This window comes from Bacillus sp. FSL K6-3176 (assembly GCF_038003325.1).
GTDB lineage: Bacteria > Bacillota > Bacilli > Bacillales > Bacillaceae > Bacillus > Bacillus altitudinis.
Genome location: NZ_JBBOOX010000001.1, coordinates 1,578,564 through 1,604,294 on the forward strand (window position 1 = coordinate 1,578,564; position 25,731 = coordinate 1,604,294).

At 40.8% G+C, this 25,731-nt stretch carries 28 protein-coding genes; all 28 read left to right on the forward strand.

The window, feature by feature from the left end:
- Positions 1-9 precede the first annotated feature (9 nt).
- Positions 10-396 carry a YlqD family protein gene (locus MHB38_RS08180; RefSeq protein WP_008344839.1) on the forward strand — a complete coding sequence of 129 codons (387 nt, stop codon included), beginning with the start codon at positions 10-12 and terminating at the stop codon, positions 394-396.
- An 8-nt stretch (positions 397-404) separates the two neighbouring features.
- Positions 405-929, forward strand: coding sequence for a ribosome maturation factor RimM (rimM, locus tag MHB38_RS08185; protein ID WP_017367236.1), 525 nt, complete (start codon positions 405-407; stop codon positions 927-929).
- Positions 926-1,660 carry a tRNA (guanosine(37)-N1)-methyltransferase TrmD gene (gene trmD, locus MHB38_RS08190; RefSeq protein ID WP_007499635.1) on the forward strand — a complete coding sequence of 245 codons (735 nt, stop codon included), beginning with the start codon at positions 926-928 and terminating at the stop codon, positions 1,658-1,660. Before rimM ends, trmD begins: the two co-directional genes overlap by 4 nt.
- 137 nt (positions 1,661-1,797) lie before the next feature.
- Complete coding sequence (gene rplS, locus MHB38_RS08195; protein WP_008344834.1) at positions 1,798-2,145, forward strand: 50S ribosomal protein L19; 348 nt, start codon at positions 1,798-1,800, stop codon at positions 2,143-2,145.
- Positions 2,146-2,235: 90 nt separating this feature from the next.
- Entirely contained in the window at positions 2,236-3,084 is an 849-nt protein-coding gene (gene ylqF / locus MHB38_RS08200; RefSeq protein WP_007499632.1) for a ribosome biogenesis GTPase YlqF, read from the forward strand.
- A gap of 76 nt (positions 3,085-3,160) precedes the next feature.
- On the forward strand, positions 3,161-3,925 hold the full coding sequence (locus MHB38_RS08205) for a ribonuclease HII (RefSeq protein WP_341003060.1): 765 nt from the start codon (positions 3,161-3,163) through the stop codon (positions 3,923-3,925).
- A gap of 28 nt (positions 3,926-3,953) precedes the next feature.
- Entirely contained in the window at positions 3,954-5,687 is a 1,734-nt protein-coding gene (locus tag MHB38_RS08210; protein ID WP_341003062.1) for a glycosyltransferase, read from the forward strand.
- Positions 5,684-5,959: a FlhB-like flagellar biosynthesis protein gene (locus tag MHB38_RS08215; RefSeq protein WP_008344827.1), complete on the forward strand. Its 276-nt coding sequence runs from the start codon at positions 5,684-5,686 to the stop codon at positions 5,957-5,959. Before MHB38_RS08210 ends, MHB38_RS08215 begins: the two co-directional genes overlap by 4 nt.
- A gap of 176 nt (positions 5,960-6,135) precedes the next feature.
- Positions 6,136-7,296, forward strand: a complete 1,161-nt coding sequence (sucC, locus tag MHB38_RS08220) for an ADP-forming succinate--CoA ligase subunit beta (protein ID WP_008344824.1) — start codon at positions 6,136-6,138, stop codon at positions 7,294-7,296.
- A gap of 22 nt (positions 7,297-7,318) precedes the next feature.
- Positions 7,319-8,221: a succinate--CoA ligase subunit alpha gene (gene sucD / locus MHB38_RS08225; protein ID WP_007499624.1), complete on the forward strand. Its 903-nt coding sequence runs from the start codon at positions 7,319-7,321 to the stop codon at positions 8,219-8,221.
- Between the two features lie 63 nt (positions 8,222-8,284).
- On the forward strand, positions 8,285-9,187 hold the full coding sequence (gene dprA / locus MHB38_RS08230) for a DNA-processing protein DprA (RefSeq protein WP_341003064.1): 903 nt from the start codon (positions 8,285-8,287) through the stop codon (positions 9,185-9,187).
- A gap of 194 nt (positions 9,188-9,381) precedes the next feature.
- The gene (topA, locus tag MHB38_RS08235) at positions 9,382-11,457 is read left to right on the forward strand and encodes a type I DNA topoisomerase (RefSeq protein WP_008344821.1); all 2,076 of its coding nucleotides are present in this window, start codon (positions 9,382-9,384) and stop codon (positions 11,455-11,457) included.
- Positions 11,458-11,527: 70 nt separating this feature from the next.
- Positions 11,528-12,832, forward strand: coding sequence for an FADH(2)-oxidizing methylenetetrahydrofolate--tRNA-(uracil(54)-C(5))-methyltransferase TrmFO (trmFO, locus tag MHB38_RS08240; RefSeq protein WP_007499618.1), 1,305 nt, complete (start codon positions 11,528-11,530; stop codon positions 12,830-12,832).
- 62 nt (positions 12,833-12,894) lie between these two features.
- Entirely contained in the window at positions 12,895-13,812 is a 918-nt protein-coding gene (gene xerC / locus MHB38_RS08245; protein WP_007499616.1) for a tyrosine recombinase XerC, read from the forward strand.
- A gap of 14 nt (positions 13,813-13,826) precedes the next feature.
- The gene (gene hslV, locus MHB38_RS08250; protein ID WP_007499614.1) at positions 13,827-14,372 is read left to right on the forward strand and encodes an ATP-dependent protease subunit HslV; all 546 of its coding nucleotides are present in this window, start codon (positions 13,827-13,829) and stop codon (positions 14,370-14,372) included.
- A gap of 16 nt (positions 14,373-14,388) precedes the next feature.
- Complete coding sequence (hslU, locus tag MHB38_RS08255; RefSeq protein WP_057079562.1) at positions 14,389-15,789, forward strand: HslU--HslV peptidase ATPase subunit; 1,401 nt, start codon at positions 14,389-14,391, stop codon at positions 15,787-15,789.
- Between the two features lie 34 nt (positions 15,790-15,823).
- Positions 15,824-16,603, forward strand: a complete 780-nt coding sequence (gene codY, locus MHB38_RS08260; RefSeq protein WP_007499612.1) for a GTP-sensing pleiotropic transcriptional regulator CodY — start codon at positions 15,824-15,826, stop codon at positions 16,601-16,603.
- 288 nt (positions 16,604-16,891) lie between these two features.
- Positions 16,892-17,281, forward strand: coding sequence for a flagellar basal body rod protein FlgB (gene flgB, locus MHB38_RS08265; protein ID WP_017359092.1), 390 nt, complete (start codon positions 16,892-16,894; stop codon positions 17,279-17,281).
- Positions 17,281-17,733, forward strand: a complete 453-nt coding sequence (flgC, locus tag MHB38_RS08270) for a flagellar basal body rod protein FlgC (RefSeq protein ID WP_008344813.1) — start codon at positions 17,281-17,283, stop codon at positions 17,731-17,733. Before flgB ends, flgC begins: the two co-directional genes overlap by 1 nt.
- 11 nt (positions 17,734-17,744) lie before the next feature.
- Entirely contained in the window at positions 17,745-18,062 is a 318-nt protein-coding gene (gene fliE, locus MHB38_RS08275) for a flagellar hook-basal body complex protein FliE (protein WP_007499609.1), read from the forward strand.
- Between the two features lie 50 nt (positions 18,063-18,112).
- Positions 18,113-19,705 (forward strand): flagellar basal-body MS-ring/collar protein FliF, encoded by a 1,593-nt coding sequence (fliF, locus tag MHB38_RS08280; protein ID WP_024720350.1) that lies wholly within the window; start codon positions 18,113-18,115, stop codon positions 19,703-19,705.
- Positions 19,706-19,716: 11 nt separating this feature from the next.
- Positions 19,717-20,733 (forward strand): flagellar motor switch protein FliG, encoded by a 1,017-nt coding sequence (gene fliG / locus MHB38_RS08285; protein WP_017367244.1) that lies wholly within the window; start codon positions 19,717-19,719, stop codon positions 20,731-20,733.
- Positions 20,726-21,490, forward strand: a complete 765-nt coding sequence (gene fliH / locus MHB38_RS08290) for a flagellar assembly protein FliH (RefSeq protein ID WP_341003070.1) — start codon at positions 20,726-20,728, stop codon at positions 21,488-21,490. The genes fliG and fliH overlap by 8 nt, the downstream gene beginning before the upstream one ends.
- The gene (gene fliI / locus MHB38_RS08295) at positions 21,487-22,803 is read left to right on the forward strand and encodes a flagellar protein export ATPase FliI (protein ID WP_008344803.1); all 1,317 of its coding nucleotides are present in this window, start codon (positions 21,487-21,489) and stop codon (positions 22,801-22,803) included. Before fliH ends, fliI begins: the two co-directional genes overlap by 4 nt.
- 8 nt (positions 22,804-22,811) lie before the next feature.
- Positions 22,812-23,255, forward strand: coding sequence for a flagellar export protein FliJ (gene fliJ / locus MHB38_RS08300; RefSeq protein WP_024720352.1), 444 nt, complete (start codon positions 22,812-22,814; stop codon positions 23,253-23,255).
- Positions 23,256-23,267: 12 nt separating this feature from the next.
- Positions 23,268-23,954 carry a MotE family protein gene (locus MHB38_RS08305; RefSeq protein WP_017359089.1) on the forward strand — a complete coding sequence of 229 codons (687 nt, stop codon included), beginning with the start codon at positions 23,268-23,270 and terminating at the stop codon, positions 23,952-23,954.
- Positions 23,955-25,277, forward strand: a complete 1,323-nt coding sequence (gene fliK, locus MHB38_RS08310) for a flagellar hook-length control protein FliK (RefSeq protein WP_272511497.1) — start codon at positions 23,955-23,957, stop codon at positions 25,275-25,277.
- Positions 25,277-25,720, forward strand: a complete 444-nt coding sequence (gene flgD, locus MHB38_RS08315; protein WP_017359087.1) for a flagellar hook assembly protein FlgD — start codon at positions 25,277-25,279, stop codon at positions 25,718-25,720. Before fliK ends, flgD begins: the two co-directional genes overlap by 1 nt.
- Positions 25,721-25,731 lie beyond the last annotated feature (11 nt).

Consider the following 25,731-nt stretch of genomic DNA (forward strand, 5'->3'; position numbering starts at 1 on the left):
AAAAGGAAGATGCAGATCATTCAACATGTCACCGTCATGCAAGTATTAACTGAAAGCAGTAAGGACAAACTGTTAACGACTTTTTTGGAGAAAAAAGAAAGACTAGAACGTGAATGCAATCAACTATATTTTCAACTAAAAAAGCATGAAAAAGAACCACATCAGCAAGAAGCCATCCCTCAATTTCAAAAAGCCATTGAAAAAAGACAAGAGAAAATGAGGCAAATTGATTTTCAAGTCGAGCAGCTGCATATCTTGCCTCTTGGCAGTGAAATGAAAGAAACAGAAGTGGATGCGCTGATTGAAGTAAAAATAGGTGATAAATGGGATGACAAAATGCAAGACAATGTCATCGTCGTGAAAGACGGCACCATTGTGGAAATACGTCAGGGGTGATTGAGAACATGGAGCTAGAATGGTTGAATGTCGGAAAGATCGTCAATACACATGGAGTGCGCGGAGAAGTACGTGTTGTGTCAAAGACTGATTTCCCAGAAGAACGCTACAAAAAAGGCAGCGTCCTTTATATTTTCAAACAAAATCAAAAAGAACCAATAAAAGTGACTGTCGCATCACATAGACAGCACAAACAATTTGATTTACTGACATTTGAAGAAGTTGGCTCGTTAAATGAAGCTGAGCAATTAAAAGAGTCGATTTTAAAAGTAGAAAAAGAACATCTTGGTTCATTAGATGAAGGGGAATTCTATTTCCACGAAATCATCGGCTGTGAAGTATATGATGAAGAGGACAAACTGATTGGTCAAATCAAAGAAGTTTTAACGCCAGGGGCAAATGATGTATGGGTGGTTGGAAGAAAAGGCAAAAAAGATGCCCTCATCCCTTATATTCCATCTGTCGTCAAAACAGTTGATATTTCATCCAAGAAAGTACACATTGAAGTGATGGAAGGACTCATTGACGAATGAAAATTGACTTTTTAACACTATTTCCTGAAATGTTTGAAGGGGTGCTTCACTCATCGATCTTAAAAAAAGCTCAGGAAAAAGATGCGGTCTCATTTGATGTCGTGAATTTTAGGGAGTATTCCGATCATAAACATAAAACAGTGGATGACTATCCGTATGGCGGCGGTGCTGGCATGGTTCTGAAAGCACAGCCTGTATTTGATGCGGTAGAAGATTTAACGAAAAAAGCAAACAAGAAGCCCCGCATTATTCTTGTCTGTCCTCAAGGAGAAAGATATACACAAAAGAAAGCAGAAGAGCTTGCAAAAGAAGAGCATCTTATGTTCATTTGCGGCCACTATGAAGGCTACGATGAGCGCATCAGGGAGCATCTTGTCACAGATGAAATTTCAATCGGAGATTTCGTTCTCACAGGCGGAGAGCTGCCGGCGATGATGATTGCAGACAGTGTGGTCAGGCTTTTGCCTCATGTGCTTGGAAAAGAAGCGTCTCATATCGAAGATTCATTTAGTACAGGTCTGCTTGAGCATCCACACTATACAAGACCAGCTGATTATAAAGGATTGAAAGTACCAGATGTGCTTCTCTCTGGAAATCATGCCAAAATTGAAGAGTGGCGGCGTAAAGAATCGTTGAAGCGAACCTATACAAGACGGCCAGATTTGATCGATTCTTGCAAAACATTAACGGATGAAGAAAAAAGATGGCTTTGGCAGCTTCATAATGACTAGATTGTATTGCACAAGGTATACAGGTGTGGTATGATACTACTTGTGACTTGGACGGCTTGCCGATTCAAGTTTGAAAACGATGTTCCGCTGCAATGAAGAAAGAGGACATGAGCATCTGTTGGAAGGAGTTGAAAACGATGCAACAATTGATTGAAGAAATCACAAAAGAACAATTACGCACTGATCTTCCTGCGTTCCGTCCTGGTGACACTTTACGTGTACACGTGAAAGTTGTCGAGGGTACTCGTGAGCGTATCCAGATCTTTGAAGGTGTTGTAATTAAGCGTCGTGGTGGTGGAATCAGCGAAACTTTCACAGTTCGTAAGATCTCTTACGGTGTAGGCGTTGAGCGTACATTCCCTGTACACACACCAAAAATCGCTAAGATCGAAGTTGTACGTCACGGTAAGGTACGTCGTGCGAAACTTTACTACCTACGTGAACTTCGCGGTAAAGCGGCTCGTATCAAAGAAATCAGACGATAATGATATCAAAGGAAAGAGCTTGTTACCTGTAACAGGCTCTTTTTTTGTACAATGTATAGAGACAACCGTTAGAAGAGAGAAGGTGCACATATGACAATTCAATGGTTTCCAGGCCATATGGCAAAAGCAAGACGGGAAGTCACAGAAAAATTAAAGCTCATCGACATCGTATTTGAATTAACCGATGCAAGGATTCCGATGTCCTCTAGAAACCCAATGATTGAAGAAATCCTCCAAAACAAACCGAAAATTATGCTTTTGAACAAAGCAGATAAAGCAGATCCTCGTATGACAAAAGAGTGGCAGGCACACTTTGAAGCGCAAGGTGTACGGTCGCTTGCCATTAATTCTGTCGATGGACAAGGGTTAAATCAAATCATTACGACATCAAAAGAAATCTTAAAAGAAAAGTTCGATCGAATGAAAGCAAAAGGTGTTAAGCCGCGTGCCATTCGAGCTTTGATTATAGGAATTCCCAATGTCGGCAAATCAACGCTGATCAATCGGTTAGCAAAGAAAAATATTGCGAAAACAGGAGATCGACCTGGTATTACGACGTCACAGCAATGGGTGAAGGTAGGAAAAGAACTTGAACTGCTCGATACCCCTGGAATTCTCTGGCCGAAATTTGAAGATGAACAAGTAGGTCTTAGGCTGGCCGTCACCGGAGCGATTAAAGACTCAATCATCAACTTGCAGGATGTCGCCGTTTATGCGCTGCGCTTTTTAGAAGAGCACTATCCAGAGCGATTAAAAAAACGCTATGATCTAGCAGAAATACCTGAAGATACAGTTGAGCTGTTTGATGCCATTGGCACAAAACGCGGCTGTCTGATGAGTGGAGGATTCATTAATTACGACAAAACGACCGAAATCATCATTCGGGATATTCGAACGGAAAAATTTGGTCCCCTCACTTTTGAGAAGCCTGAAAGCTAAAAGACACGCAGCTCATGCGGGTCTTTATTTTTTGCGAAAAACTGCCGATATAAAGAAGGAGGCTGCGGAAAAGCCAATGTACACGGTCAAACAAATAAAAGAATTAATAGAACAACATGCTGACGACGAGTCATACATTCGTGAACTATTGAAAGACGATACAAGAAAAAGTGTCCAGAAGCTGATGGACAAATGGAACAAAGAGAGAGAGAAACAGCAAGAACTGCATGCAGCATGGAAGCAAATGCTGCAATTTGAAACCAAAGCAAAAGCGCAAGGATACACTTATATTGCAGGCATAGATGAAGCAGGAAGAGGACCACTGGCTGGCCCAGTTGTTGCGGCAGCTGTGATATTAAAAGAAGATACCGTCCTACTCGGTTTAAATGATTCAAAACAGCTATCTGAGAAAAAAAGAATGACCTATTATGAGCTCATTCAAAAGGAAGCACTCGACATCGGCATCGGCATTGTTGATGCGGCAACGATTGACGAAATCAATATATACGAAGCATCAAGACTGGCGATGGTGAGGGCTGTAAAGCAGCTCACTCACACACCTGATTATCTACTCATAGATGCGATGACGCTCCCGCTTCCTACTCAACAGGAGAATATCATCAAAGGAGATGCTAAAAGCGCATCCATCGCAGCTGGTGCATGTATTGCCAAAGTGACAAGGGACCTAATGATGGAAGAGTATGGACGCCAGTACCCTGAGTATCAATTTGAAAAACATAAGGGGTATGGAACGAAAGAGCACCTTGCTGCCATTCAAACACATGGCGCTACACCTATCCACCGGTTATCATTTGCACCAGTGAAATCTGTTATTTCATAAATATATTGACACAAGGAGGCTGCCTGTGATGACAAGAGTTGAAGATATACATACTGAACTGAATAGTCGGCTGAATACGGCAGAATCTGTTCCGCTTAACACGGAAGGAAAGGAAAATATTCACCGGCTCATTCTTGGTAAAGTACTAAAAATGCTTGGAGATGATACAGCGCTTGTTCAAATAGGCGCTACTAAAATAAAAGCGCAGCTAGCGGCTCAGCTCAAAGCCGATTCATTCTATTGGTTCCAATTAGAACAAGAAGGTGGAGGCAGCCTGAGTAAATTAAGACCTGTTCAGCAATTTGACCAAGATCCTAAAACTTTAAAGGATGCCGCAGCTAAACTACTAGAAGGTCTGTCGCTTAAAAATGGACTTGAACAAATGTTAACAGCTACAGCCTTTTTAAAAGAAAAACCGGTCATCAACGAAGCAGAGTTAAAAACGGCAGTAAAATGGATTGAACAACTTCAAGGCGCGGATATCAAAAAAGGTCTGCAAGCACTTCTTTTTGCTTTAAAGAAAGATTTGCCGATTCAGCAAGGAGTGCTCCAATCAATATTAGCGATGAAATCCCCCTCTGCACTTCACCAGGATGTGACAGCACTGCTAGATCGATTAACACAGCTTCCGAAGCACTCAGAAGCCACACAGGCTCTTACACAGGCCGTTCGTACGGTTGTAAATGCTGAGACAACCGTTCATGCAGAAAAGCTCTTATCGGTGCTTCTAGGAGCAAAAGAAGGCCAAACGAAGCAAGGAGAAAGCTTGCAGGTGCAGCCTCATGTCAATCCGGCTCAGCAAACAAAGCAGAGCCAGCCCGCCTCTATACAACAAGGGCGACAGGTGGATACAGTGAATCAGAACAGCGTGCAGCAATTATTAAGTCCAAAACAGCTCCCGCTTCAGCAAATAGAACGCATTCTGACAAGCATCACAAAGCAAGGCATAGACGGACAGCAGCAGCTTGATGTAAAACAGCTCACATCACTGGTTCAAGCAGTCCAGCAGGCAGGACCACAGGCTGACGCAAAGGCAGCCGTGCTTCAAAAGGAATTTCCGTTTCTTTCAAAAACAGAGGCGAACGCATTGGTAAAGGTCATTCAGCAGACTGAACCAGCATTAAGCAATAAAACCGATGTACTCGATTTACTGATGACGATGAAAAAAGCGATAGGTGTACGAGATGAAATTGGGATGCTGAAATTACTGGAAAAGGGCAGCCAAGATGTCAAAAGCCAAGAGCTTCACCAATTAAAGATGGTTTTAAATGATGCAAGGCAAGCTGATGTTCCCGAGCCCGTAAAAAAAGAAGTGGATCAATTATTCCATAGATTAAATGGGCAGTTACTAGTGCATCAGGAAAACCAAACAGTTAGTCAAATGATGGTTTCTTACCCGCTTTTCTCAAAACATAGTGTTCAAGATTTAACCTTTATTCTAAAAGGGCATAAGAAAAAAGATGGCTCTATCGATATTTCTCAGTGCCGTTTAATGTTTTATTTAAACATGGAAAACTTAGAAGAAACGTTAATAGACTGTACGATTCAGCAAAAAGTGATGTCAATTACAGTCGAGACGGCTCACGAACTGCAAGGGACCATTAATCCAATGATTCCAGCTGTTCGAGAGAATTTAAATGCCCTAGGGTATAGTTTGACGGGGATTACAGCGAAAAAGAGAGAAGAGCCAATTGATCCGTCTGACTTTCTAGATGAACACTTTCATAAAATCAGCGAGAAAGGGCTGGACTTACGAGTATGAAAGATTCAAAACCGCTTAGAAGAGCGGTCGCTCTACACTATGATGAAGAAAAACAAAAAGCGCCAAAAGTCGTTGCAACAGGCAGTGGCTATGTGGCTGATCATATTATTGAAGAAGCTCAAAAAGCTGGGGTCCCTATTCAAGAAGACCGTAATTTAGTAGAACTGATGCGCCACTTAACGCTCGATGAGGAAATCCCAGAAGCGTTATACGATACTGTAGCAGAAATATTTTCATTTATCTATCGATTGGATCAAAAAATGAAAAAATAAGGTAAAATAAGTGTTTTGACTGAAAAATTTATATTTTTAATAAAATAAAAGTTTGAATGTTTAGAAGGATTTTACGATTTTACATAGAACCCTAGACATTCTCTTTTTTATTCTTTAAAATGAAAGCGCAGTCTATTTTATAATTTTTGTTTCTACATATGTTGGGAGGATGGGAAATGAATATCCATGAGTACCAAGGAAAAGAAATCCTAAGAAAATATGGGGTTTCAGTTCCAAATGGTAAAGTAGCATTTACACCTGATGAAGCAGTGAAAGCATCAGAAGAGCTAGGAAGCTCTGTATATGTCGTAAAAGCACAGATTCATGCAGGCGGCCGTGGTAAAGCAGGTGGGGTAAAAATTGCAAAAACAAAAGATGAAGTGAAAGGGTTTGCAGAGGAATTGCTCGGCAAGACACTTGTCACACATCAAACAGGGCCTGAAGGGCGCGAAATAAAACGCTTACTTATTGAAGAAGGCTGCGATATTCAAAAAGAGTACTATGTAGGACTCGTTTTGGATAGAGCGACATCAAGAATTGTTTTGATGGCTTCTGAAGAAGGCGGTACTGAAATTGAAGAAGTAGCAGAAAAAACGCCAGAAAAAATCGTGAAAGTGGTCATCGACCCAGCGATTGGTCTTCAAGCTTATCAGGCGAGAGAAGTTGCGTTTAAAATTAATATTCCAACAAAATTAGTTGGTCAAGCTGTTAAGTTTATGACAAGCCTTTACAATGCGTTTATTGAAAAGGATTGTTCAATTGCCGAGATAAATCCTCTTGTTGTAACAGGTGATGGAAAAGTCATGGCACTTGATGCAAAATTAAACTTTGATAGCAATGCCTTATATAGACAAAAAGATATATTAGAATACCGTGACCTTGATGAAGAAGATCCAAAGGAGATTGAAGCATCTAAATATGACCTAAGCTACATTTCTCTAGACGGGAATATTGGCTGTATGGTGAATGGAGCAGGCCTTGCGATGTCTACAATGGATATCATCAAGCATTACGGCGGGGACCCTGCAAACTTCCTTGATGTTGGCGGCGGTGCAACTGCTGAAAAAGTAACGGAAGCATTTAAAATCATCTTATCTGATCAAAATGTCAAGGGGATTTTCGTGAACATTTTTGGCGGCATCATGAAATGTGATGTCATCGCAGAAGGTGTTGTTGAAGCGACGAAACAAGTCGGCTTAACATTACCACTCGTTGTACGTCTTGAAGGAACAAACGTTGAATTAGGGAAGAAAATCCTGAGTGATTCAGGCTTAAATATCACTTCTGCTGAGTCTATGGCTGACGGGGCAGAAAAGATTGTATCTTTAGTCAAGTAGAGCAGAAAGGCAGGGAACCTAAATGAGTGTATTTATTAATAAAAATACGAGAGTAATTGTTCAGGGGATTACCGGTTCAACCGCTTTATTCCATACAAAACAAATGATTGAGTATGGAACAAATATCGTTGGCGGTGTCACACCTGGAAAAGGTGGAACTGAAGTAGAGGGAGTTCCTGTATTTAATACTGTATCTGAAGCAGTACAGACAACTGGAGCAAATGCTTCTGTTATCTATGTACCAGCACCATTTGCAGCAGACGCCATTTTAGAGGCTGTTGATGCAGAAGTGGATCTAGTGATTTGTATCACAGAACACATTCCAGTTCTGGATATGGTTAAAGTGAAACGCTATATGGAAGGTAAGAAGACAAGACTTGTTGGACCGAACTGTCCTGGCGTGATTACACCTGAAGAATGTAAAATTGGCATCATGCCTGGCTACATTCATAAAAAAGGTCATGTTGGTGTTGTGTCTCGTTCTGGAACGCTTACATATGAAGCGGTACATCAGCTTTCAGAGGCTGGTGTTGGTCAATCAACAGCTGTAGGAATTGGCGGAGACCCTGTCAATGGCACGAACTTTATTGATGTATTAAAAGCCTTCAATGAAGATCCTGAAACGCATGCTGTGATCATGATTGGTGAAATCGGTGGTACTGCTGAAGAAGAAGCAGCTGAATGGGTAAAAGCAAATATGACCAAGCCGGTTGTTGGCTTTATTGGCGGTAAAACAGCGCCTCCAGGAAAACGCATGGGCCATGCTGGTGCCATTATTTCTGGTGGTAAAGGAACTGCTGATGAAAAAGTAAAAACAATGCGTGAATGTGGAATTGAAGTGGCAGAGACACCATCTGTCATGGGAGAAACCTTAATTAAAGTGTTAAAAGAGAAGAATCTCTTCGAAGCTTGTAAAACGCATTAATGACACAAGAAGACTTGTTCTTTGACAAGTCTTCTTCTTTCTATCTTAAACTGGAGGAATGGTATGTACAACGTGTCCGAAAGAATGATTTTTCACCGCTTAAAAGGCCTCATCTCACCCTCTTTGTTAACAAAATGGTGGAAAGTCGATCCTGAGCTATATATAAATGAAGAAACACATCATTTCAAACAGGATCGATCATTACAAAAGATCGACTTTACCCGCTTACAACAAGCTGAAGAAAATGAATTCCCCATTTTTCAACACATCGTTCAAGCCTATTTAAAGCAAAATATTCACATGATTCCCATCACATCACCTTTATATCCCAGCTCACTAAAACACATTTATGATCCTCCCCCAGTATTATTCCTAAAAGGAAACGTTACCTATTTAAATGAAGAAAAAAGTTTAGGTGTAGTAGGTACACGTGTGCCATCCTCTTACGGAGAAGCGTGCGTGAAGAAAATTGTTGGAGAACTTGTAGAGGAAGATTGGATGATTGTGAGTGGTTTAGCAAAAGGAATTGATGGACTTGCACACAAAGAGTGCATAAGAAAAAAAGGAAAAACGATTGGTGTTGTAGCTGGCGGCTTTCAACATGTATATCCAAAAGAACATGTGCAAATGGCTCAATATATGGGAGAACATCATTTACTGTTGTCAGAGCATCCGCCTTATATCAAACCAGAAAAATGGCATTTTCCAATGAGAAACCGATTAATTAGTGCCCTGACAAGAGGAACCATCGTGGTTCAGTGCAAAGAAAAGAGCGGTTCGCTTATTACAGCCTACCAGGCATTAGACCAAGGAAAAGAAGTGTTTGCTGTTGCAGGATCGATCTTTGATTCTAATTCTATAGGTCCAGCTAGACTGATTCAGCAAGGTGCCAAGCTTGTTCATTCAACGAAGGATATTTTAGAGGAATTCTCCTTGAGTGGTGTTCAATATACTGAACTCCCATAAAAATATCGTTTGACAAAAGACATCGGAATATTTAATAATAGTGAGGATTTAAGTTTACACTTTGTTTTTCGTGTTTATAATGATGTTCATCATAAAGAATTTTTAACGATTGCCTGATAGATAGGTGCAATTAACATAAATATAAATTTGTGAAATGGATAAAGAGAGAACACCTCTTAAGGGGGATTTTGAGTATGGCTGATTATTTAGTCATCGTTGAGTCGCCAGCAAAGGCGAAAACGATTGAGCGTTATTTAGGAAAAAAGTATAAAGTAAAGGCTTCAATGGGGCATGTAAGGGATTTACCGAAAAGTCAGCTTGGTGTTGACACTGAGCATGACTTCGAACCGAGATATATTACGATTCGAGGAAAAGGTCCAGTCTTAAAAGAATTAAAAACAGCAGCGAAGAAAGCAAAAAAAGTATATCTCGCAGCTGACCCCGACAGAGAGGGAGAAGCGATTGCTTGGCATTTAGCCCACAGCCTTGACCTTGACCTCTCTTCAGATTGCCGCGTTGTCTTTAACGAGATTACAAAAGATGCAATTAAAGATTCCTTTAAACATCCACGTATGATCGATATGGACTTGGTTGATGCGCAGCAGGCAAGACGAATCTTAGATCGTCTGGTTGGATATAAAATTAGCCCAATTTTATGGAAGAAAGTCAAAAAGGGCTTAAGCGCCGGTCGTGTTCAATCAGTTGCACTCCGCCTGATTATTGACCGCGAGAATGAAATTAATGAATTCAAACCAGAAGAATACTGGACAATTGATGGCACCTTCCTAAAAGGGAAAGAAAGCTTTGAAGCGAGTTTCTTTGGCGTAAATGGCAAAAAACATCCGCTAAAAACAAAAGAAGATGTAAAAGAAATCCTTTCGAAATTAAAAGGAAGCAAGTTTTCTGTTGAAAAAGTGACGAAAAAAGAACGTAAACGCAACCCAGCTGTTCCGTTTACAACATCTACCTTACAACAAGAGGCAGCGAGAAAACTAAACTTCCGTGCGAAGAAAACGATGATGATTGCACAGCAATTATATGAAGGAATTGATCTTGGTAAAGAAGGTACAGTAGGTCTCATTACATATATGAGAACGGACTCAACACGTATTTCCAATACGGCAATTGAAGAAGTATCTGCTTTCATTGATCAAACGTACGGCAAGAATTTCTTGAATACAACAAAACGTACTGCCAAAAAGAACGAAAATGCACAGGATGCTCACGAAGCTATCCGTCCGACTTCTACGCTAAGAAAACCAGCAGATGTCAAACATGTGCTAAGTAGAGATCAGCTTCGTCTTTATAAATTGATTTGGGAACGTTTTGTGGCAAGCCAAATGGCACCAGCTGTTCTTGATACAATGAGTGTGGATCTTGAAAATAACGGACTTACTTTCCGTGCAAATGGAAGTAAGGTGAAATTCCCTGGATTTATGAAAGTATATGTTGAAGGGAAGGACGACCAGTTAGAAGAAAAGGACAAAATGCTTCCTGATCTGAAAGAGGGAGATACCGTTCTTTCAAAAGATATTGAACCAGAGCAGCACTTCACGCAGCCGCCTCCACGTTACACTGAGGCAAGACTTGTCAAAACCCTTGAAGAGCTAGGTATCGGCCGCCCATCTACGTATGCACCAACATTAGATACCATTCAAAAGCGTGGCTACGTGGCACTTGATAACAAACGGTTTATTCCAACAGAGCTTGGAGAGATTGTGCTCAACTTAATTATTGAATTCTTCCCTGAAATCATTAACGTAGAATTTACTGCGAAAATGGAAAAAGAACTTGATAGCGTTGAAGAAGGTACGATTGAATGGGTACGCATTATCGACAGTTTCTATCAAGATTTTGCAAAACGGGTAGAAAAAGCAGAAGCAGAGATGCAGGAAGTTGAGATCGAGCCTGAATACGCCGGAGTTGATTGCGAAGAGTGTGGTCATCCAATGGTGTACAAAATGGGGAGATACGGTAAGTTCATGGCATGCTCTAATTTCCCTGACTGCCGTAACACAAAACCAATTGTCAAAGATATTGGTGTCAAATGCCCGACTTGTCACGAAGGAAATATCGTTGAACGGAAATCTAAGAAGCGCCGAATTTTTTACGGTTGCGATCGTTTTCCAGAGTGTGAATTCGTTTCTTGGGACAAACCAATTGAAAGAAAGTGTCCAAAATGCGAAAATATGCTAGTAGAGAAAAAGCTGAAAAAAGGCATTCAAGTTCAATGTGTGAACTGTGATTATAAAGAGGAACAACAAAAATAGCGGTGAGCAGCCTTGTTCACCTGCTTTTTTATGTCATCAAATAGAACTTACGAAATAGGAGAGTTGTACAATGAGTCAATTTGTAAATGTGATCGGAGCAGGTTTAGCAGGAAGTGAAGCGGCATGGCAAATTGCCAAGCGCGGAATTAAAGTCCATCTGTATGAAATGAGACCTGTGAAACAAACACCAGCTCACCACACAGATAAATTTGCGGAGCTCGTATGCAGTAACTCATTGCGTGCGAATGCTTTAACGAACGCAGTCGGTGTTTTAAAGGAAGAAATGCGTCATTTAGATTCAGCAATCATCGCAGCAGCAGATGAAAGCTCGGTTCCTGCTGGTGGAGCGCTTGCAGTAGATCGTCATGAATTTGCAGCTAACGTCACAGACCGCGTGAAAAATCACCCGAATGTGACGGTCTTTCAAGAAGAAGTGCAAAGCATTCCAGAAGGTCCGACGATTATCGCAACGGGTCCTCTTACATCAGAAGCACTTTCAAAAGAATTAAAATCTTTAACAGGTGAAGAGTATTTATATTTCTACGATGCAGCAGCGCCGATCCTCGAGAAAGACAGCATCGATATGGATAAAGTGTACTTGAAATCACGTTATGATAAAGGGGAAGCGGCTTATTTAAACTGTCCGATGACAGAAGAAGAATTCGATCGTTTTTATGAGGCGCTCATTTCTGCTGAAACTGTGCCGTTAAAAGAGTTTGAAAAAGAAATCTTCTTCGAAGGCTGTATGCCCATTGAAGTCATGGCCAAAAGAGGGAAAAAAACCATGCTCTTTGGACCGATGAAACCAGTTGGACTTGAAGATCCGAAAACAGGAAAAAGACCTTACGCTGTTGTTCAATTAAGACAGGATGATGCAGCAGGTACTTTATATAATATTGTTGGTTTCCAAACACATCTGAAGTGGGGCGATCAAAAGGAAGTATTTCGTTTGATCCCAGGTCTTGAAGAGGCAGAGATTGTTCGTTATGGTGTGATGCACCGTAATACATTTATTAACTCGCCAAGCCTTCTAAAACCGACGTATCAATTTAAAAATAGAGACGACTTATTCTTTGCCGGACAAATGACTGGTGTTGAAGGATATGTTGAGTCCGCGGCTTCAGGACTAGTGGCTGGAATCAACGCAGCTCGTTTTGTTAAAGGAGAAGAGCTTGTGACACTTCCAGAAGAAACAGCGATTGGCAGTATGGCTTACTACATCACATCAACAAACAAGAAAAGCTTCCAGCCGATGAATGCAAACTTTGGCTTGCTGAAAGATCTTGGCGTTCGAATTAAAAACAAACAAGAGCGCTATGCAGAGTACGCTAAACGCGCAATCGAAACTATTCAAACTATTTCGAAATCTCTGTAGTAAAACATTGCACGGGAAGCAAGATATGTGATACCATTTAAAAGCCTTAAAGAGGTGTAAAAATGACAGATAAACAGCGTCTTGTCCACTTATTCATTGAATATTTGCAGATTGAAAAGAACTATTCAGCTTTAACGATCTCAGGTTATACTGAGGCGATTGAAGAGTTTGTCAGATTTATGAACATTCAAGGAATAGACGGTTTTGAAGAGGTATCCTATCAAGATACGAGAATTTATTTAACAGAAGCTTATGAAAAAGGCCTTACAAGAAGAACGATTAGTAAGAAAGTCTCTGCACTTCGCAGCTTTTATAAATTTTTATTAAGAGAACAGCTTGTGAAAGAAAATCCTTTTTTACTCGTTAGCTTACCAAAGCAGGATAAGCGAATTCCTTCATTTTTGTATGAAGAGGAACTAAAAGAGCTATTTACAGTTTCTGATGTAAATACACCGCTTGGTCAAAGAAATCAAGCCATTTTAGAACTTCTTTATGCAACAGGTATGAGGGTCAGTGAGTTATGTTCATTAAAAGAATCTGATCTTGATTTATCGATGGATACAGTGCTTGTTCATGGGAAAGGCAGCAAACAGCGGTATGTACCTTTCGGCTCTTATGCACATGAAGCGCTCTCCACATATTTAGAGGATGGAAGGCAGAAGCTGAAAGTGAAGGGAAAGGATCGTGCTGATTCACATGTGTTTTTGAATCAGCGCGGAGCTCCTCTTACAGACAGAGGCGTTCGATTCATTCTAACTGAATTAATGAAAAAGGCATCTGGCACATTACATATCCATCCTCACATGTTAAGGCACACCTTTGCTACGCATCTTTTAAACGAGGGAGCGGATTTAAGAAGTGTTCAAGAACTTCTCGGTCACTCAAATTTATCATCAACACAGGTGTACACGCATGTATCAAAAGATTCTTTAAGAAAAACGTACATGTCTCATCACCCAAGGGCTTTTAAACGATCCTAAAAGGAGGTTTTTTCATGTCATCATTTCATGCAACCACAATCTTTGCCGTTCAACATAAAGGAAAAAGTGCGATGGCTGGAGACGGTCAAGTCACTTTTGGGCAGGCTGTCGTCATGAAACACACAGCAAAAAAAGTGCGCCGTCTTTTCGGAGGCAAAGTACTCGCAGGTTTTGCTGGTTCAGTTGCAGATGCATTTACACTCTTTGAGAAGTTTGAAACGAAGCTTGAAGAATACGGTGGTAACCTAAAACGAGCAGCTGTAGAACTGGCGAAAGAATGGCGAAGTGACAAGATGCTCAGACAGCTTGAGGCCATGCTGATCGTCATGAATAAAGAAAGCATCCTGCTCGTATCTGGAACAGGAGAGGTCATCGAGCCAGACGATGGCATTTTGGCTATCGGGTCAGGCGGTAACTACGCGCTTAGCGCCGGGAGAGCACTCAAAAAACATGCAGGTGACCATCTCTCAGCTCGAGAGATTGCAAAGGCGGCTCTTGAAACGGCCGGAGAAATCTGTGTCTACACGAACGATCAAATCACTTTAGAAGAGCTTGAATAGAAAGGACATGAGACGTATGGAGAAAAAGCCGTTCACCCCAAGAGAGATAGTTGAAAAGCTTGATCAGTACATTATTGGTCAGCTTGATGCGAAAAAAGCAGTGGCGGTGGCTTTAAGAAACCGTTACAGAAGAAGTCTTTTACATGATAAGCTAAAGGATGAAGTCGTTCCTAAAAACATCTTAATGATTGGTCCGACAGGTGTGGGGAAAACAGAAATTGCCCGCAGAATTGCAAGGATTTCTGGTGCACCTTTCATTAAAGTGGAAGCGACGAAGTTTACTGAAGTTGGATATGTCGGACGTGACGTAGAATCAATGGTCAGAGATTTAGTGGAAACAGCAATCAGAATAGTCAAAGAAGAAAAAATGAAGGATGTTCAAGAAGAAGCGGAAAAACAAGCAAACAAACGGCTTGTTCATCTACTTGTTCCTGGAAAGAAAAAAAGTCAGTCTGTGAAAAATCCTTTTGAGATGCTGTTTGGTGGTTCTGATGCTGATGAAAGTGATCGAGATCACTCAAGTGAAGAAGTAGAGCTTGAGTCGACGAGAAAACGCATTGCGCACCAGCTGGCGATGGGTGAACTTGAAGACCATTACGTCACGATTGAAGTTGAAGAGCAGCAGCCTTCCATGTTTGATATGCTTCAAGGCTCGGGTATGGAGCAAATGGGTATGAACATGCAGGATGCGCTTAGCAATCTCATGCCTAAAAAGAAAAAACGCAGAAAGCTGACCGTCAGAGAAGCGAGAAAAGCGTTAACTGCTGAGGAAGCTTCAAAACTGATTGATATGGATGAAGTCGGTCAGGAAGCCGTGCAAAAAGCAGAGCAGCAAGGAATCATCTTTATCGATGAAATCGATAAAATTGCCAAAAGCGGTGGTGCATCGTCTGCAGATGTTTCTCGTGAAGGGGTTCAACGTGATATTTTACCGATTGTAGAAGGTTCCACTGTGATGACGAAGTATGGGGCTGTGAAAACAGATCATGTTCTATTTGTAGCAGCAGGCGCTTTTCATATGGCGAAACCCTCGGATTTGATTCCAGAGCTTCAAGGGCGCTTCCCAATCCGTGTAGAATTAGATAAATTAAGTATAGAAGACTTTGTGAAAATCTTAACGGAACCAGATAACGCGTTATTAAAGCAATATAAGGCTTTACTTGAAACAGAAGGTATATCTCTTGAATTTTCTGACGATGCTATTCATAAGATTGCCGAAGTGGCTTATCACGTCAATCAGGAGACGGATAACATCGGTGCAAGAAGGCTTCACACCATACTTGAGAAGCTGCTAGAAGAGCTCTCATTTGAGGCGCCTGATATTACAATGGAAACAGTGACTATTACCCCTCAGTATGTAGAAGAGAAGCTAGGAAAGATTGCAAATAACAAAGATTTAAGTCAATTTATACTTTAACAAATGAATAAAGTAATCTAGGAGGATCATTATTATGGCGTTACTACAAAAAACAAGGATTATTAACTCGATGCTGCAAGATGCAGCGGGGAAACCGGTTAATTTTAAAGAAATGGCAGAAACACTGAGAGATGTCATTGATTCAAACATTTTCGTATTAAGCAGAAGAGGGAAGCTTCTTGGCTACTCCATTAACCAGCAGATTGAAAATGCACGTATGAAAAAAATGCTGGAAGATCGTCAGTTCCCTGAAGAATATACAAAAAGCTTATTCAATGTCCCTGAAACATCTTCAAACCTTGACATCAACAGTGAGTACACAGCTTTCCCGATTGAGAATCGTGATTTATTCCAATCAGGTTTGACAACGATTGTGCCAATCATCGGAGGCGGGGATCGCTTAGGGACGTTAATCCTTTCTCGTTTGCAAGATACATTCACAGATGATGATTTAATTCTTGCTGAATACGGCGCAACAGTTGTTGGAATGGAGATTCTTCGCGAGAAAGCGGAAGAAATTGAAGAAGAAGCAAGAAGTAAAGCGGTTGTTCAAATGGCGATCAGCTCTCTTTCATATAGTGAACTTGAAGCGATTGAGCATATCTTTGAAGAACTTGATGGCAACGAAGGGCTGCTTGTGGCAAGTAAGATTGCTGACCGTGTAGGAATCACTCGTTCAGTGATCGTAAACGCACTTCGTAAATTAGAAAGTGCAGGCGTTATTGAATCTCGTTCTCTTGGAATGAAGGGAACATACATCAAAGTATTAAACAACAAATTTTTAATTGAACTTGAAAATTTAAAATCTCACTAATCAAAAAACCCTTTTCGGCCGAAATAAACGCTGAAAAGGGTTTTTTTGTATAAAAAAAGAGGATTTGTCCGAAAAATGACACTCTTTTTTCGAAGAAACCCCTTACAATTCTGTAGTGCTTTGAATCTAGGTCTTTATACCTATTCGTAAAATAGATATATATTACGAGTTTTTTTTACAATTACATCATAGACTTTAATCCTATTATTTCTTACAATGAACATATGGTTTTACAAATCTCGACATGATTAAATGGAATGAAATACATATGATTGGAGGTATATGGTTTTGGATATATTTTCTGGAACGATAAGCAACCTTGAGAATGCCTTGGGCAGAGCGAATGTTAAGCAAAAAGTCATAAGCAATAATATCGCGAATATAGACACACCGAACTACAAGTCTAAAAAAGTTGCATTCCACGACATGCTAAATGATGCGTCAATCAAATTAGATGCTAAAAAAACATACCAAGGTCACATTGATTTTTCTAAAACAGGGTCTAATTATTCAGTTGTTTCGAGTAACCGTACTTCTTATCAAGAAAACGGAAATAATGTCGATATTGATCAAGAGATGAGTGAACTCGCTAAAAACCAAATTCAGTATAATGCGTTGGTTGAAAGAATGAGCGGAAAGTTCAATTCTCTTAAAACAGTTTTGACAGGAGGTAAGTGATGTCAATTTTTTCAGGCGTTAACGCTTCGGCCTCAGCATTAACAGCACAGAGGCTCAGAATGGACGTTGTATCCTCAAACCTTGCGAATATGGATACAACAAGAGCTAAACAGGTTGATGGCGAGTGGGAGCCTTATAGACGCAAGCTCGTCACATTACAGCCGTCAGGTGAATCATTTTCATCTATATTGAACTCAAGCATGAATTCGAGCGGCAAATTAGGAAACGGCGTCAAAGTAACGAAAATTACTGAAGACGAAACTCCATTCAACCTTCAATATGATCCTACAAATCCCGATGCCAATGAAAATGGATATGTTCAAACACCAAACGTTGATCCATTAAAGGAAATGGTTGATCTCATCAGCAGCTCAAGATCATATGAAGCAAACGTGACTGCGCTGAATGCGAATAAAAGCATGCTGATGAAAGCTTTAGAAATAGGAAAGTAAGGTGAAAAGAATTGGTTAACGCAATATCTCCTTTCCAGCTTCAAACCGCTCAGCAAGCAAGTGAATTGACGAATGCATCGTCTGTGCAGGCGGCTGCACCTAAAAGTCAAACGAATTTCTCTGATGTGCTGAAGAATTCCATTGAGGCATTAAATCAATCACAGCTGAAATCAGACCAGTATACGAATGCTCTCGCACAAGGGAAAGATGTCAATCTCGATGAAGTCATGATTGCTTCACAAAAAGCGAGTGTGACACTCACAGCTGCAACCGAGTTTCGGAATAAAGCAGTCGAAGCGTACCAAGAGATTATGAGAATGCAGATGTAGGAGGTGCTGGTGGACAAAAAATAGACTGAATGGAATGACCGGGGGTTAAGATGAATCGTACTTTAATGCAATTAAGAACAAAAACAGTTGAGTTTTGGCGAAATCGATCAAAATTACAAAAAATACTCATGATTGGCGGCGTAGCTGCCCTAGCAATCATTATTACGGTTGTTAGCATCTTTGCTTCTTCTGAAAAAATGGTTCCGTTGTTTAGAGATTTGTCTGAGGCAGAAGCAGGACAAATCAAACAGGAACTGGATGGCAAAAACGTTAAATCGGAACTTGCAAATAACGGAACGACGATTTTAGTTCCAGAAAAGCAAGCAGACACTTTAAAAGTCACACTTGCATCAGAAGGACTTCCTAAAACGGGGAATATTGATTACTCCTTCTTTGCGAACAATTCCGGCTTCGGTTTAACAGATAATGAATTTGATGTTCTGAAAGTAGACGCAACTCAGACAGAACTATCCAATCTGATCAACACGATTGATGGGATTAAAGATTCAAAGGTTATGATTAACCTGCCAAAAGATTCCGTTTTTGTTGGAGAAGAGCAAAGTAATGCATCAGCATCAATTGTGCTGCAAGTTCAACCAGGCTACACGCTTACTCAGCAACAAGTAAAAGGCCTTTATCATCTTATTTCAAAAAGTGTGCCGAATTTAAAAACAGAAAACATTGTCATTATGGACCAAGATTCCAACTACTATGACTTAAACAGCAGCTCAGATTCCTATGCAAGTGGAATGGATGCACAGCAGCAGAAAAAAGAGGAGATTGAAAAGAATCTTCAACGGAAAATTCAACAGCTGCTTGGAACGATGATGGGTCAAGAGAAAGTTGCCGTATCGGTCACTACAGACATTGATTTTACTGAAGAAAAAAGAAAAGAAGATCTTGTCGAACCAGTTGATCAAGAAAACATGCAAGGAATTGCTGTCAGCGCTGAAAAGATTGCTGAAACTTATTCAGGCAATGGTGCAGCAGCTGGAGGCACCGCTGGAACAGGTGACGATGATGTCACAAATTATCAAGGCGCCGATGGAACGAACGGAAGCGGAGATTACGAAAAGAGCGAAGATCGTATCAATTATGAAGTCAACCGCATTCATAAAGATATCAAAGAAAGTCCTTATAAAATCAGAGACGTTGGCATTCAGGCACTGGTTGAACCGCCTACTGCAAACGATCCGAATTCATTAACTGCTGAAAGGCAGGATGATATCAAAAAAATTCTTTCAACCATCATCAGTACATCGATTGATAAAGAATACACAAACGGTCAAGCGCTCACTCAAGCAGACTTAGATAACAAAATCGTTTTATCTGTATCAAAATTAGACGGTAAACAGCAAACGGCAGCAGAAAACCCTTCAAACAATATTCCGATTTGGGTTTATATTGTTGGCGGTGTGCTACTACTTGCCATTATCGCTCTCATTATCCTTCTCGTACGTAAGCGAAGAAAAGATGAGGAAGAAGAGTTTGAGTTTGATGAACGTACACCAATTCATGTTCCTGATATCGATACTGAGCCAGAAACAGAAGAAATGGTGAGAAAAAATCAGCTTGAAAAAATGGCAAAAGATAAACCAGAAGACTTTGCTAAATTGCTACGCAGCTGGCTGTCCGAGGATTAGGAGGAATACACATGTCGAGAAAAGATCCAAATCGACTAACAGGCAGACAAAAAGCAGCAATCCTAATGATTTCCTTAGGGCTAGACGTGTCAGCATCTGTATACAAACATCTGTCTGAAGACGAAATAGAAAAATTAACATTAGAAATTTCAAATGTAAGAAGTGTAGATACTGCTAAAAAAGATGAGATCATCGAAGAATTTCACAGCATTGCCATCGCGCAGGACTACATATCACAAGGTGGCCTTATGTACGCAAGACAAGTGCTTGAAAAAGCGCTTGGTGAGGACAAAGCGGACAGCATCTTAAATCGCTTAACATCCTCACTTCAAGTGAAACCATTTGATTTTGCTAGAAAGGCTGACCCAGAGCAAATTTTAAACTTTATCCAGCATGAGCATCCACAAACCATTGCGCTCATTCTTTCCTACCTAGATCCAGTACAGGCTGGACAGATTTTATCTGAGTTAGGCGAAGAAGTACAAACCGAGGTTGCAAGAAGAATTGCTTTAATGGACCGCACATCTCCAGAGATCATCAATGAGGTGGAACGTATTCTTGAACAAAAGCTGTCTTCAACCTTTACGCAAGATTATACCCAAACGGGCGGAGTCGAAGCGGTAGTCGAAGTCCTGAATGGTGTAGACCGTGCAACGGAGAAAACCATTTTAGATACACTGGAAATTCAAGATCCTGAGCTTGCTGATGAAATTAAGAAACGTATGTTTGTCTTTGAAGACATTGTCACTCTTGATAGCAGAGCCATTCAGCGCGTGATTCGAGATGTTGAAAATGACGATTTACTGCTTTCACTCAAAGTGGCAAGCGAAGAAGTCAAAGAAATTGTCTTCCGCAACATGTCGCAACGTATGGTCGAAACGTTCAAAGAAGAAATGGAGTTTATGGGACCTGTCCGGCTTAGAGATGTCGAGGAAGCACAGACTCGTATTGTCAGTATCGTAAGACGACTTGAAGAGGCTGGAGAAATCGTCATAGCTCGAGGTGGAGGAGACGATATCATTGTCTAGGATTATCAAACATGAAACATCTGTTATTCCTGAACAAGGCCGTCAAACCATTCCCTTACAGCAAGTGGAATTCAAAAGAGAACATCACGAAGAAGAGCTTGTCAACGAGACAGAAGCATCTCGGCTTGTATTAAGTGATGCACAAGATGAAGCAAGCCGTATTTTAGAAAAAGCAAATCGTGAGCTGGAACAAACAATGGCTGAAATCAATCAGCGGCGAGCTGATTTTGAAGCAGAAAGAGTACAGCTCATTGAAGAAGCGAAACAAACAGGATATCAAGATGGTTTTCAAAAGGGCGAAGCAGATGCGACTTTACAGTATCAATCGATTCTTGATCAAGCGAATGACATTGTCAGCCTTGCAAAGCAGGACTATGAAGCAAAAATTGAAAGCTCTGCTGAAGAAATTGTCGAACTTGCCTTTGAGCTCGCTAAACGAGTATGGAATGCGGCTGAGGATACAAAAGAACAATTTTTAACGCTAGTGAAGCAGGTCATTTCAGAAGTGAAAGAATATGACGATATTTCCATCTATGTCGACCCTGCACATTACGAACATGTGATGGAATATAAAGACGAATTAAATAGAATCCTTCAAAAGAATACACATCTTGCCATTTACTCGGATGAAAAAGCACCAAAAGGTACTTGTTACGTCGAAACAAGCTTTGGAAAAGTGGAAGCGAGTGTTGATACCCAAATGAATCAGTTAAAAGAAAAGTTATTAGAAGTCATTGATTCAGGTGATCACAAATGAACATAGATGTGCTAAAAGAAACGATTGAAACTGCCGATCCTTATAAACGTTTTGGTAAAGTCAATCGAGTTGTTGGACTGATGATCGAGTCCAAGGGGCCAGAAAGCTCAATCGGTGATGTATGTCTGATTCACAAAAAAGGGAGTAAGAATCATCCGATCAAAGCAGAAGTCGTTGGCTTTAAAGATGAAAACATTCTGCTCATGCCCTATGTAGAAGCCTCTAACATCTCACCAGGCAGTCTTGTTGAAGCAACAGGTGAGTCGTTAAAGGTCAAAGTAGGAACTGGTTTAATCGGGCAGGTTGTTGATGCCTTCGGTGATCCACTGGATGGCAGCATGCTTCCTAAAGGACTTGCACCTGTCTCAACAGAACAATCTCCTCCAAACCCGATGGACAGACCGCCTATTCGTGAAAAAATGGGCGTTGGTGTCAGAGTGATCGACAGCTTGCTCACAGTCGGCACTGGTCAAAGAATTGGCATATTCGCGGGAAGCGGTGTTGGTAAAAGTACCTTGATGGGGATGATTGCCAAGCAGACAGAAGCGGATCTCAATGTCATTGCACTTGTTGGAGAGCGTGGACGTGAAGTTCGCGAGTTTATCGAAAAAGATTTAGGAGCTGAAGGACTGAAGCGTTCGATTGTTGTTGTCGCAACTTCAGATCAGCCCGCACTGACAAGATTAAAAGCAGCCTATACAGCAACAGCTATTGCCGAATATTTCAGAGACAGAGGAAAAAATGTCATGTTTATGATGGATTCTGTCACAAGGGTTGCCATGGCACAGCGGGAAATAGGACTTGCAACCGGTGAACCGCCAACAACAAAAGGATATACGCCTTCAGTGTTCGCTATACTGCCAAAATTGCTAGAACGAACTGGTACAAATCAACTTGGTTCCATCACAGCGTTTTACACAGTGCTTGTTGATGGTGACGATATGAATGAGCCGATCGCTGATACAGTGCGGGGGATTTTAGATGGCCACATAGTACTTGATCGTGCATTGGCCAACAAAGGACAGTTTCCAGCTGTCAATATTCTGAAAAGTATCAGTCGTGTCATGAGTAATATCGCAAGTCATGATCATAAGGAAGCGGCTAACCGGTTCCGCCAGCTTTTATCCACATATCAAAACGCTGAAGACCTCATTAACATTGGAGCATATAAAAAAGGCTCCTCTAAAGATATTGATGAGGCCATGCAAGCTTACCCACAACTGATTTCATTTTTGAAGCAGGACGTTGAAGAGGCTGTATCGATTGAAGACAGCGTGAGGATATTGCTCAGTTTGATGAATAGAGAGGATTGACAAAAACAGTGAGATATCAATACAAATTTCAAAAGCTCTTAGAATTGAAAGAAAGTGAAAAAGACAAATCACTCGCAGCGTATCAACAATCCGTTTCGGCATTTGAGCAAGCCGCTGAAAAACTCTATGAAAATATGAGTAAAAAAGAGCTAATGGAAAAGAGCAAAGAAGAAAAGCTGAGAAGTGGGATGAGTGTTCAAGAAATGCGTCATTACCAACAATTTGTGACGAACTTAGATAACACCATTCATCATTATCAGCAGCTTGTGATCATGAAACGCCATCAAATGAATGAAAAACAATCTGATTTAACTGAAAAAAATATTGAGTTTAAAAAGTTTGAAAAAATGAAAGAAAAGCAATTTGAAAAGTTCTCCCTTGAACATAAGGCAATTGAAATGAAAGAAATGGATGATATCTCTATCAGCCAATTCATGTTTCAAGGACATTAGGAGTCGAGATGAATGCCTAAGAAGGAAAAAACAAAGGAATCAAGCGGCGGCGGTAAATTTCAATGGATCTTGTTTATTGTCATTATCCCATTGGTTGTGCTTGTGATCGTGACGGGCACAATCCTTTATATGGCGGGTTATGATCTAAAGAAACCGCTCCAAAACATTCCGGGGATTAGCAGCTTGGTTGGATCAGATGACACATCAAAAACGTCATCTTCAAATAACGATCAACGTGATACAGAGTTGAAAGCGTTGAAAAAGACGATTAAAGAACAAGAGAATGAACTTGAAATTGCTCAAAAAGACTTGAAGACAAGTGATGAAGAGATTAAACGATTGAATCAAAAAATCAATTCACTTGAAAAAACATCTGATAAAGAGAACACGTCAGCAAGTGACAGTTCATCAAACAGTACATCATCAAGTAATAACGCATCAGGATCTTCCTCTGATTCGTCAGCATCTTCTAATCAGCAATCAAAAGGAAAGGTCGCCAGCATTTATGAAAGCATGGATGCAGGGAAATCTGCCAAAATTTTATCAGAGCTAAGTGATAAAGAAGCTTTGAAGATCCTTGAAGAACTGAGTAAAAATAAGCTGACGGACATATTAGCAAAACTGACACCTCAGAAGGCAGCAACGTTCACGAAGGAGCTTGCCAAAAAAGAAGAAAGTGAAAATGGGGGTGGACAATAAGTGAAGCTATTGGACATTGGAGCCTTACAGCAATCTTCCCAAAGTCTCTCGGGACTAAAGGGAGAGGGGGCAGTATCTGCTCGCGGCCTGTTTAAACAATTGTTAAATGGCGCAGGTATTCAAAGTGGTCCAGCTATTTCTCAGCCAGCGGAAACCACTCTATCCATGAATGATGCGATGCAAATCATTGAAAAATGGATGCAATCACCTGAAGAAGGAATAGATGGAGATCTTCTTGCGGCACTTCAGGCGCTGCAAGGTCAAAAGCTTGAAGGGGCTGACTTAAAGTCACTTGAAGAGCTATTTCAAAAGATGGAATCGGTTATCTATGGCGATCAGGATGAGAAGCCAGTTGCTGAACATAGTGAACAGCTCATACAAGTCCACTTTTTCTTATATCAAATACTGAATCAGCAGCCGGTGAGCTTTGATGCAAAACTTGTACAGGATATTCAAGCAAAAGGTGAAGATTTCATCAAGTTTCTAACGAAAAACGGAGCAGATGAAAAGCTCATTCAACAAGTAAAAGAGCAGTTTTTCTCGCAAGGATCGGCACCTAAGCTGAATAATATGTCGCAAAGCGAGCTGAAACACTTTAATCAGTTAATCGATCATATGATGGCGAATGCGAAAGGGTCAGATAAAGAGTGGAAAATTTCCTTAGGAGAGTTAAAAGAAATGGTTGCTCCAAGGCAAGAATCTTCCTTCTCATCTCCAGCAAAAGGTGCTGCCTCACTTGAATGGCTTATGAAGAAAGAAGTCATCAAAGGTCAAGGCACTGCGGCACCTGCTTCTGAAAAAACAATCACCCATACGCTGCTTCCAGGGCATAAACAGTTTTTCCAACTGCAATCAGCTGCTCCTATGCAGCAGACGCAAACAACTGACGAAAAGCCAGGCACGGTTGATCAGCAGATTTTAAATACGTGGAAACAAATGAAGTTCACACCATTTGGCAATTCAAGCGGACGGTTTACCGTACGATTAAATCCAGAAAATCTCGGGTTTATCACCATCCAGCTAACGAAACAAAACGGGATGTATGCGAGTAAAATTACAGCTTCAACGCAAGCAGCAAAAGAGCTGCTCGAGCATCATCTGCCTCAGCTCAAGCAGGCGCTACCGAATATGTCGGTTCAAGTTGACCGTTTCCATATACCGCTTCAGTCAAATGAGCAACCGTCTTTTGGACAATTTAATGAGGAAGGCAAGCAGCAGCCATCAAAAGGACAAAGTTTCCAGCAGCCTGATGAACAGGAAGCTGAATTCCAAGATGTACTAGATGCGCTTGTTGGATCAGAAGAAGAAGAGGAGGAGATCTAATGGCAACTGTTGATGCGACGAATAGAACAGCCGCACAAGCGGACACTTCTTCAAACGCAGCAAAGAAAACAGATACACTTGGCCGAGATCAGTTCTTGAAAATCTTGCTTACGCAGCTTCAAAACCAAGATCCGACAAACCCGATTGATGACCGTGAGTTTGTCACACAGCTTGCAACATTTTCTTCTTTAGAACAGCAAATGAATATGAACGAATCTATCACCAAAATGAATCAGATCATGTCTACATTTGTTGCACACCAAGATCCATTTACGACATATGTAGGCTGGATTGGTAAAGAAGTAGCGGGTAAACAAGATGATAAAGACATATCTGGCACTGTGAAGTCTGTGAAAAACATAAACAATGAATACTTCCTATATTTAGAAGATGGAACGAAAATCAGCCCTTGGGACGTTACAACTGTTGGAGAAAAATCGTAAGCAAATCGAGG

Coding starts and splice junctions, on each gene's coding strand:
- xerC (WP_007499616.1), top strand. CDS start 12,895: ATGACAGATAAACAGCGTCTTGTCCACTTATTCATTGAATATTTGCAG.
- hslU (WP_057079562.1), top strand. CDS start 14,389: ATGGAGAAAAAGCCGTTCACCCCAAGAGAGATAGTTGAAAAGCTTGAT.
- hslV (WP_007499614.1), top strand. CDS start 13,827: ATGTCATCATTTCATGCAACCACAATCTTTGCCGTTCAACATAAAGGA.
- sucD (WP_007499624.1), top strand. CDS start 7,319: ATGAGTGTATTTATTAATAAAAATACGAGAGTAATTGTTCAGGGGATT.
- flgD (WP_017359087.1), top strand. CDS start 25,277: ATGGCAACTGTTGATGCGACGAATAGAACAGCCGCACAAGCGGACACT.
- topA (WP_008344821.1), top strand. CDS start 9,382: ATGGCTGATTATTTAGTCATCGTTGAGTCGCCAGCAAAGGCGAAAACG.
- dprA (WP_341003064.1), top strand. CDS start 8,285: ATGTACAACGTGTCCGAAAGAATGATTTTTCACCGCTTAAAAGGCCTC.
- fliF (WP_024720350.1), top strand. CDS start 18,113: ATGAATCGTACTTTAATGCAATTAAGAACAAAAACAGTTGAGTTTTGG.
- MHB38_RS08215 (WP_008344827.1), top strand. CDS start 5,684: ATGAAAGATTCAAAACCGCTTAGAAGAGCGGTCGCTCTACACTATGAT.
- codY (WP_007499612.1), top strand. CDS start 15,824: ATGGCGTTACTACAAAAAACAAGGATTATTAACTCGATGCTGCAAGAT.
- fliI (WP_008344803.1), top strand. CDS start 21,487: ATGAACATAGATGTGCTAAAAGAAACGATTGAAACTGCCGATCCTTAT.
- MHB38_RS08305 (WP_017359089.1), top strand. CDS start 23,268: ATGCCTAAGAAGGAAAAAACAAAGGAATCAAGCGGCGGCGGTAAATTT.
- rplS (WP_008344834.1), top strand. CDS start 1,798: ATGCAACAATTGATTGAAGAAATCACAAAAGAACAATTACGCACTGAT.
- rimM (WP_017367236.1), top strand. CDS start 405: ATGGAGCTAGAATGGTTGAATGTCGGAAAGATCGTCAATACACATGGA.
- MHB38_RS08205 (WP_341003060.1), top strand. CDS start 3,161: ATGTACACGGTCAAACAAATAAAAGAATTAATAGAACAACATGCTGAC.
- MHB38_RS08180 (WP_008344839.1), top strand. CDS start 10: ATGCAGATCATTCAACATGTCACCGTCATGCAAGTATTAACTGAAAGC.
- sucC (WP_008344824.1), top strand. CDS start 6,136: ATGAATATCCATGAGTACCAAGGAAAAGAAATCCTAAGAAAATATGGG.
- fliG (WP_017367244.1), top strand. CDS start 19,717: ATGTCGAGAAAAGATCCAAATCGACTAACAGGCAGACAAAAAGCAGCA.
- MHB38_RS08210 (WP_341003062.1), top strand. CDS start 3,954: ATGACAAGAGTTGAAGATATACATACTGAACTGAATAGTCGGCTGAAT.
- flgC (WP_008344813.1), top strand. CDS start 17,281: ATGTCAATTTTTTCAGGCGTTAACGCTTCGGCCTCAGCATTAACAGCA.
- trmD (WP_007499635.1), top strand. CDS start 926: ATGAAAATTGACTTTTTAACACTATTTCCTGAAATGTTTGAAGGGGTG.
- ylqF (WP_007499632.1), top strand. CDS start 2,236: ATGACAATTCAATGGTTTCCAGGCCATATGGCAAAAGCAAGACGGGAA.
- trmFO (WP_007499618.1), top strand. CDS start 11,528: ATGAGTCAATTTGTAAATGTGATCGGAGCAGGTTTAGCAGGAAGTGAA.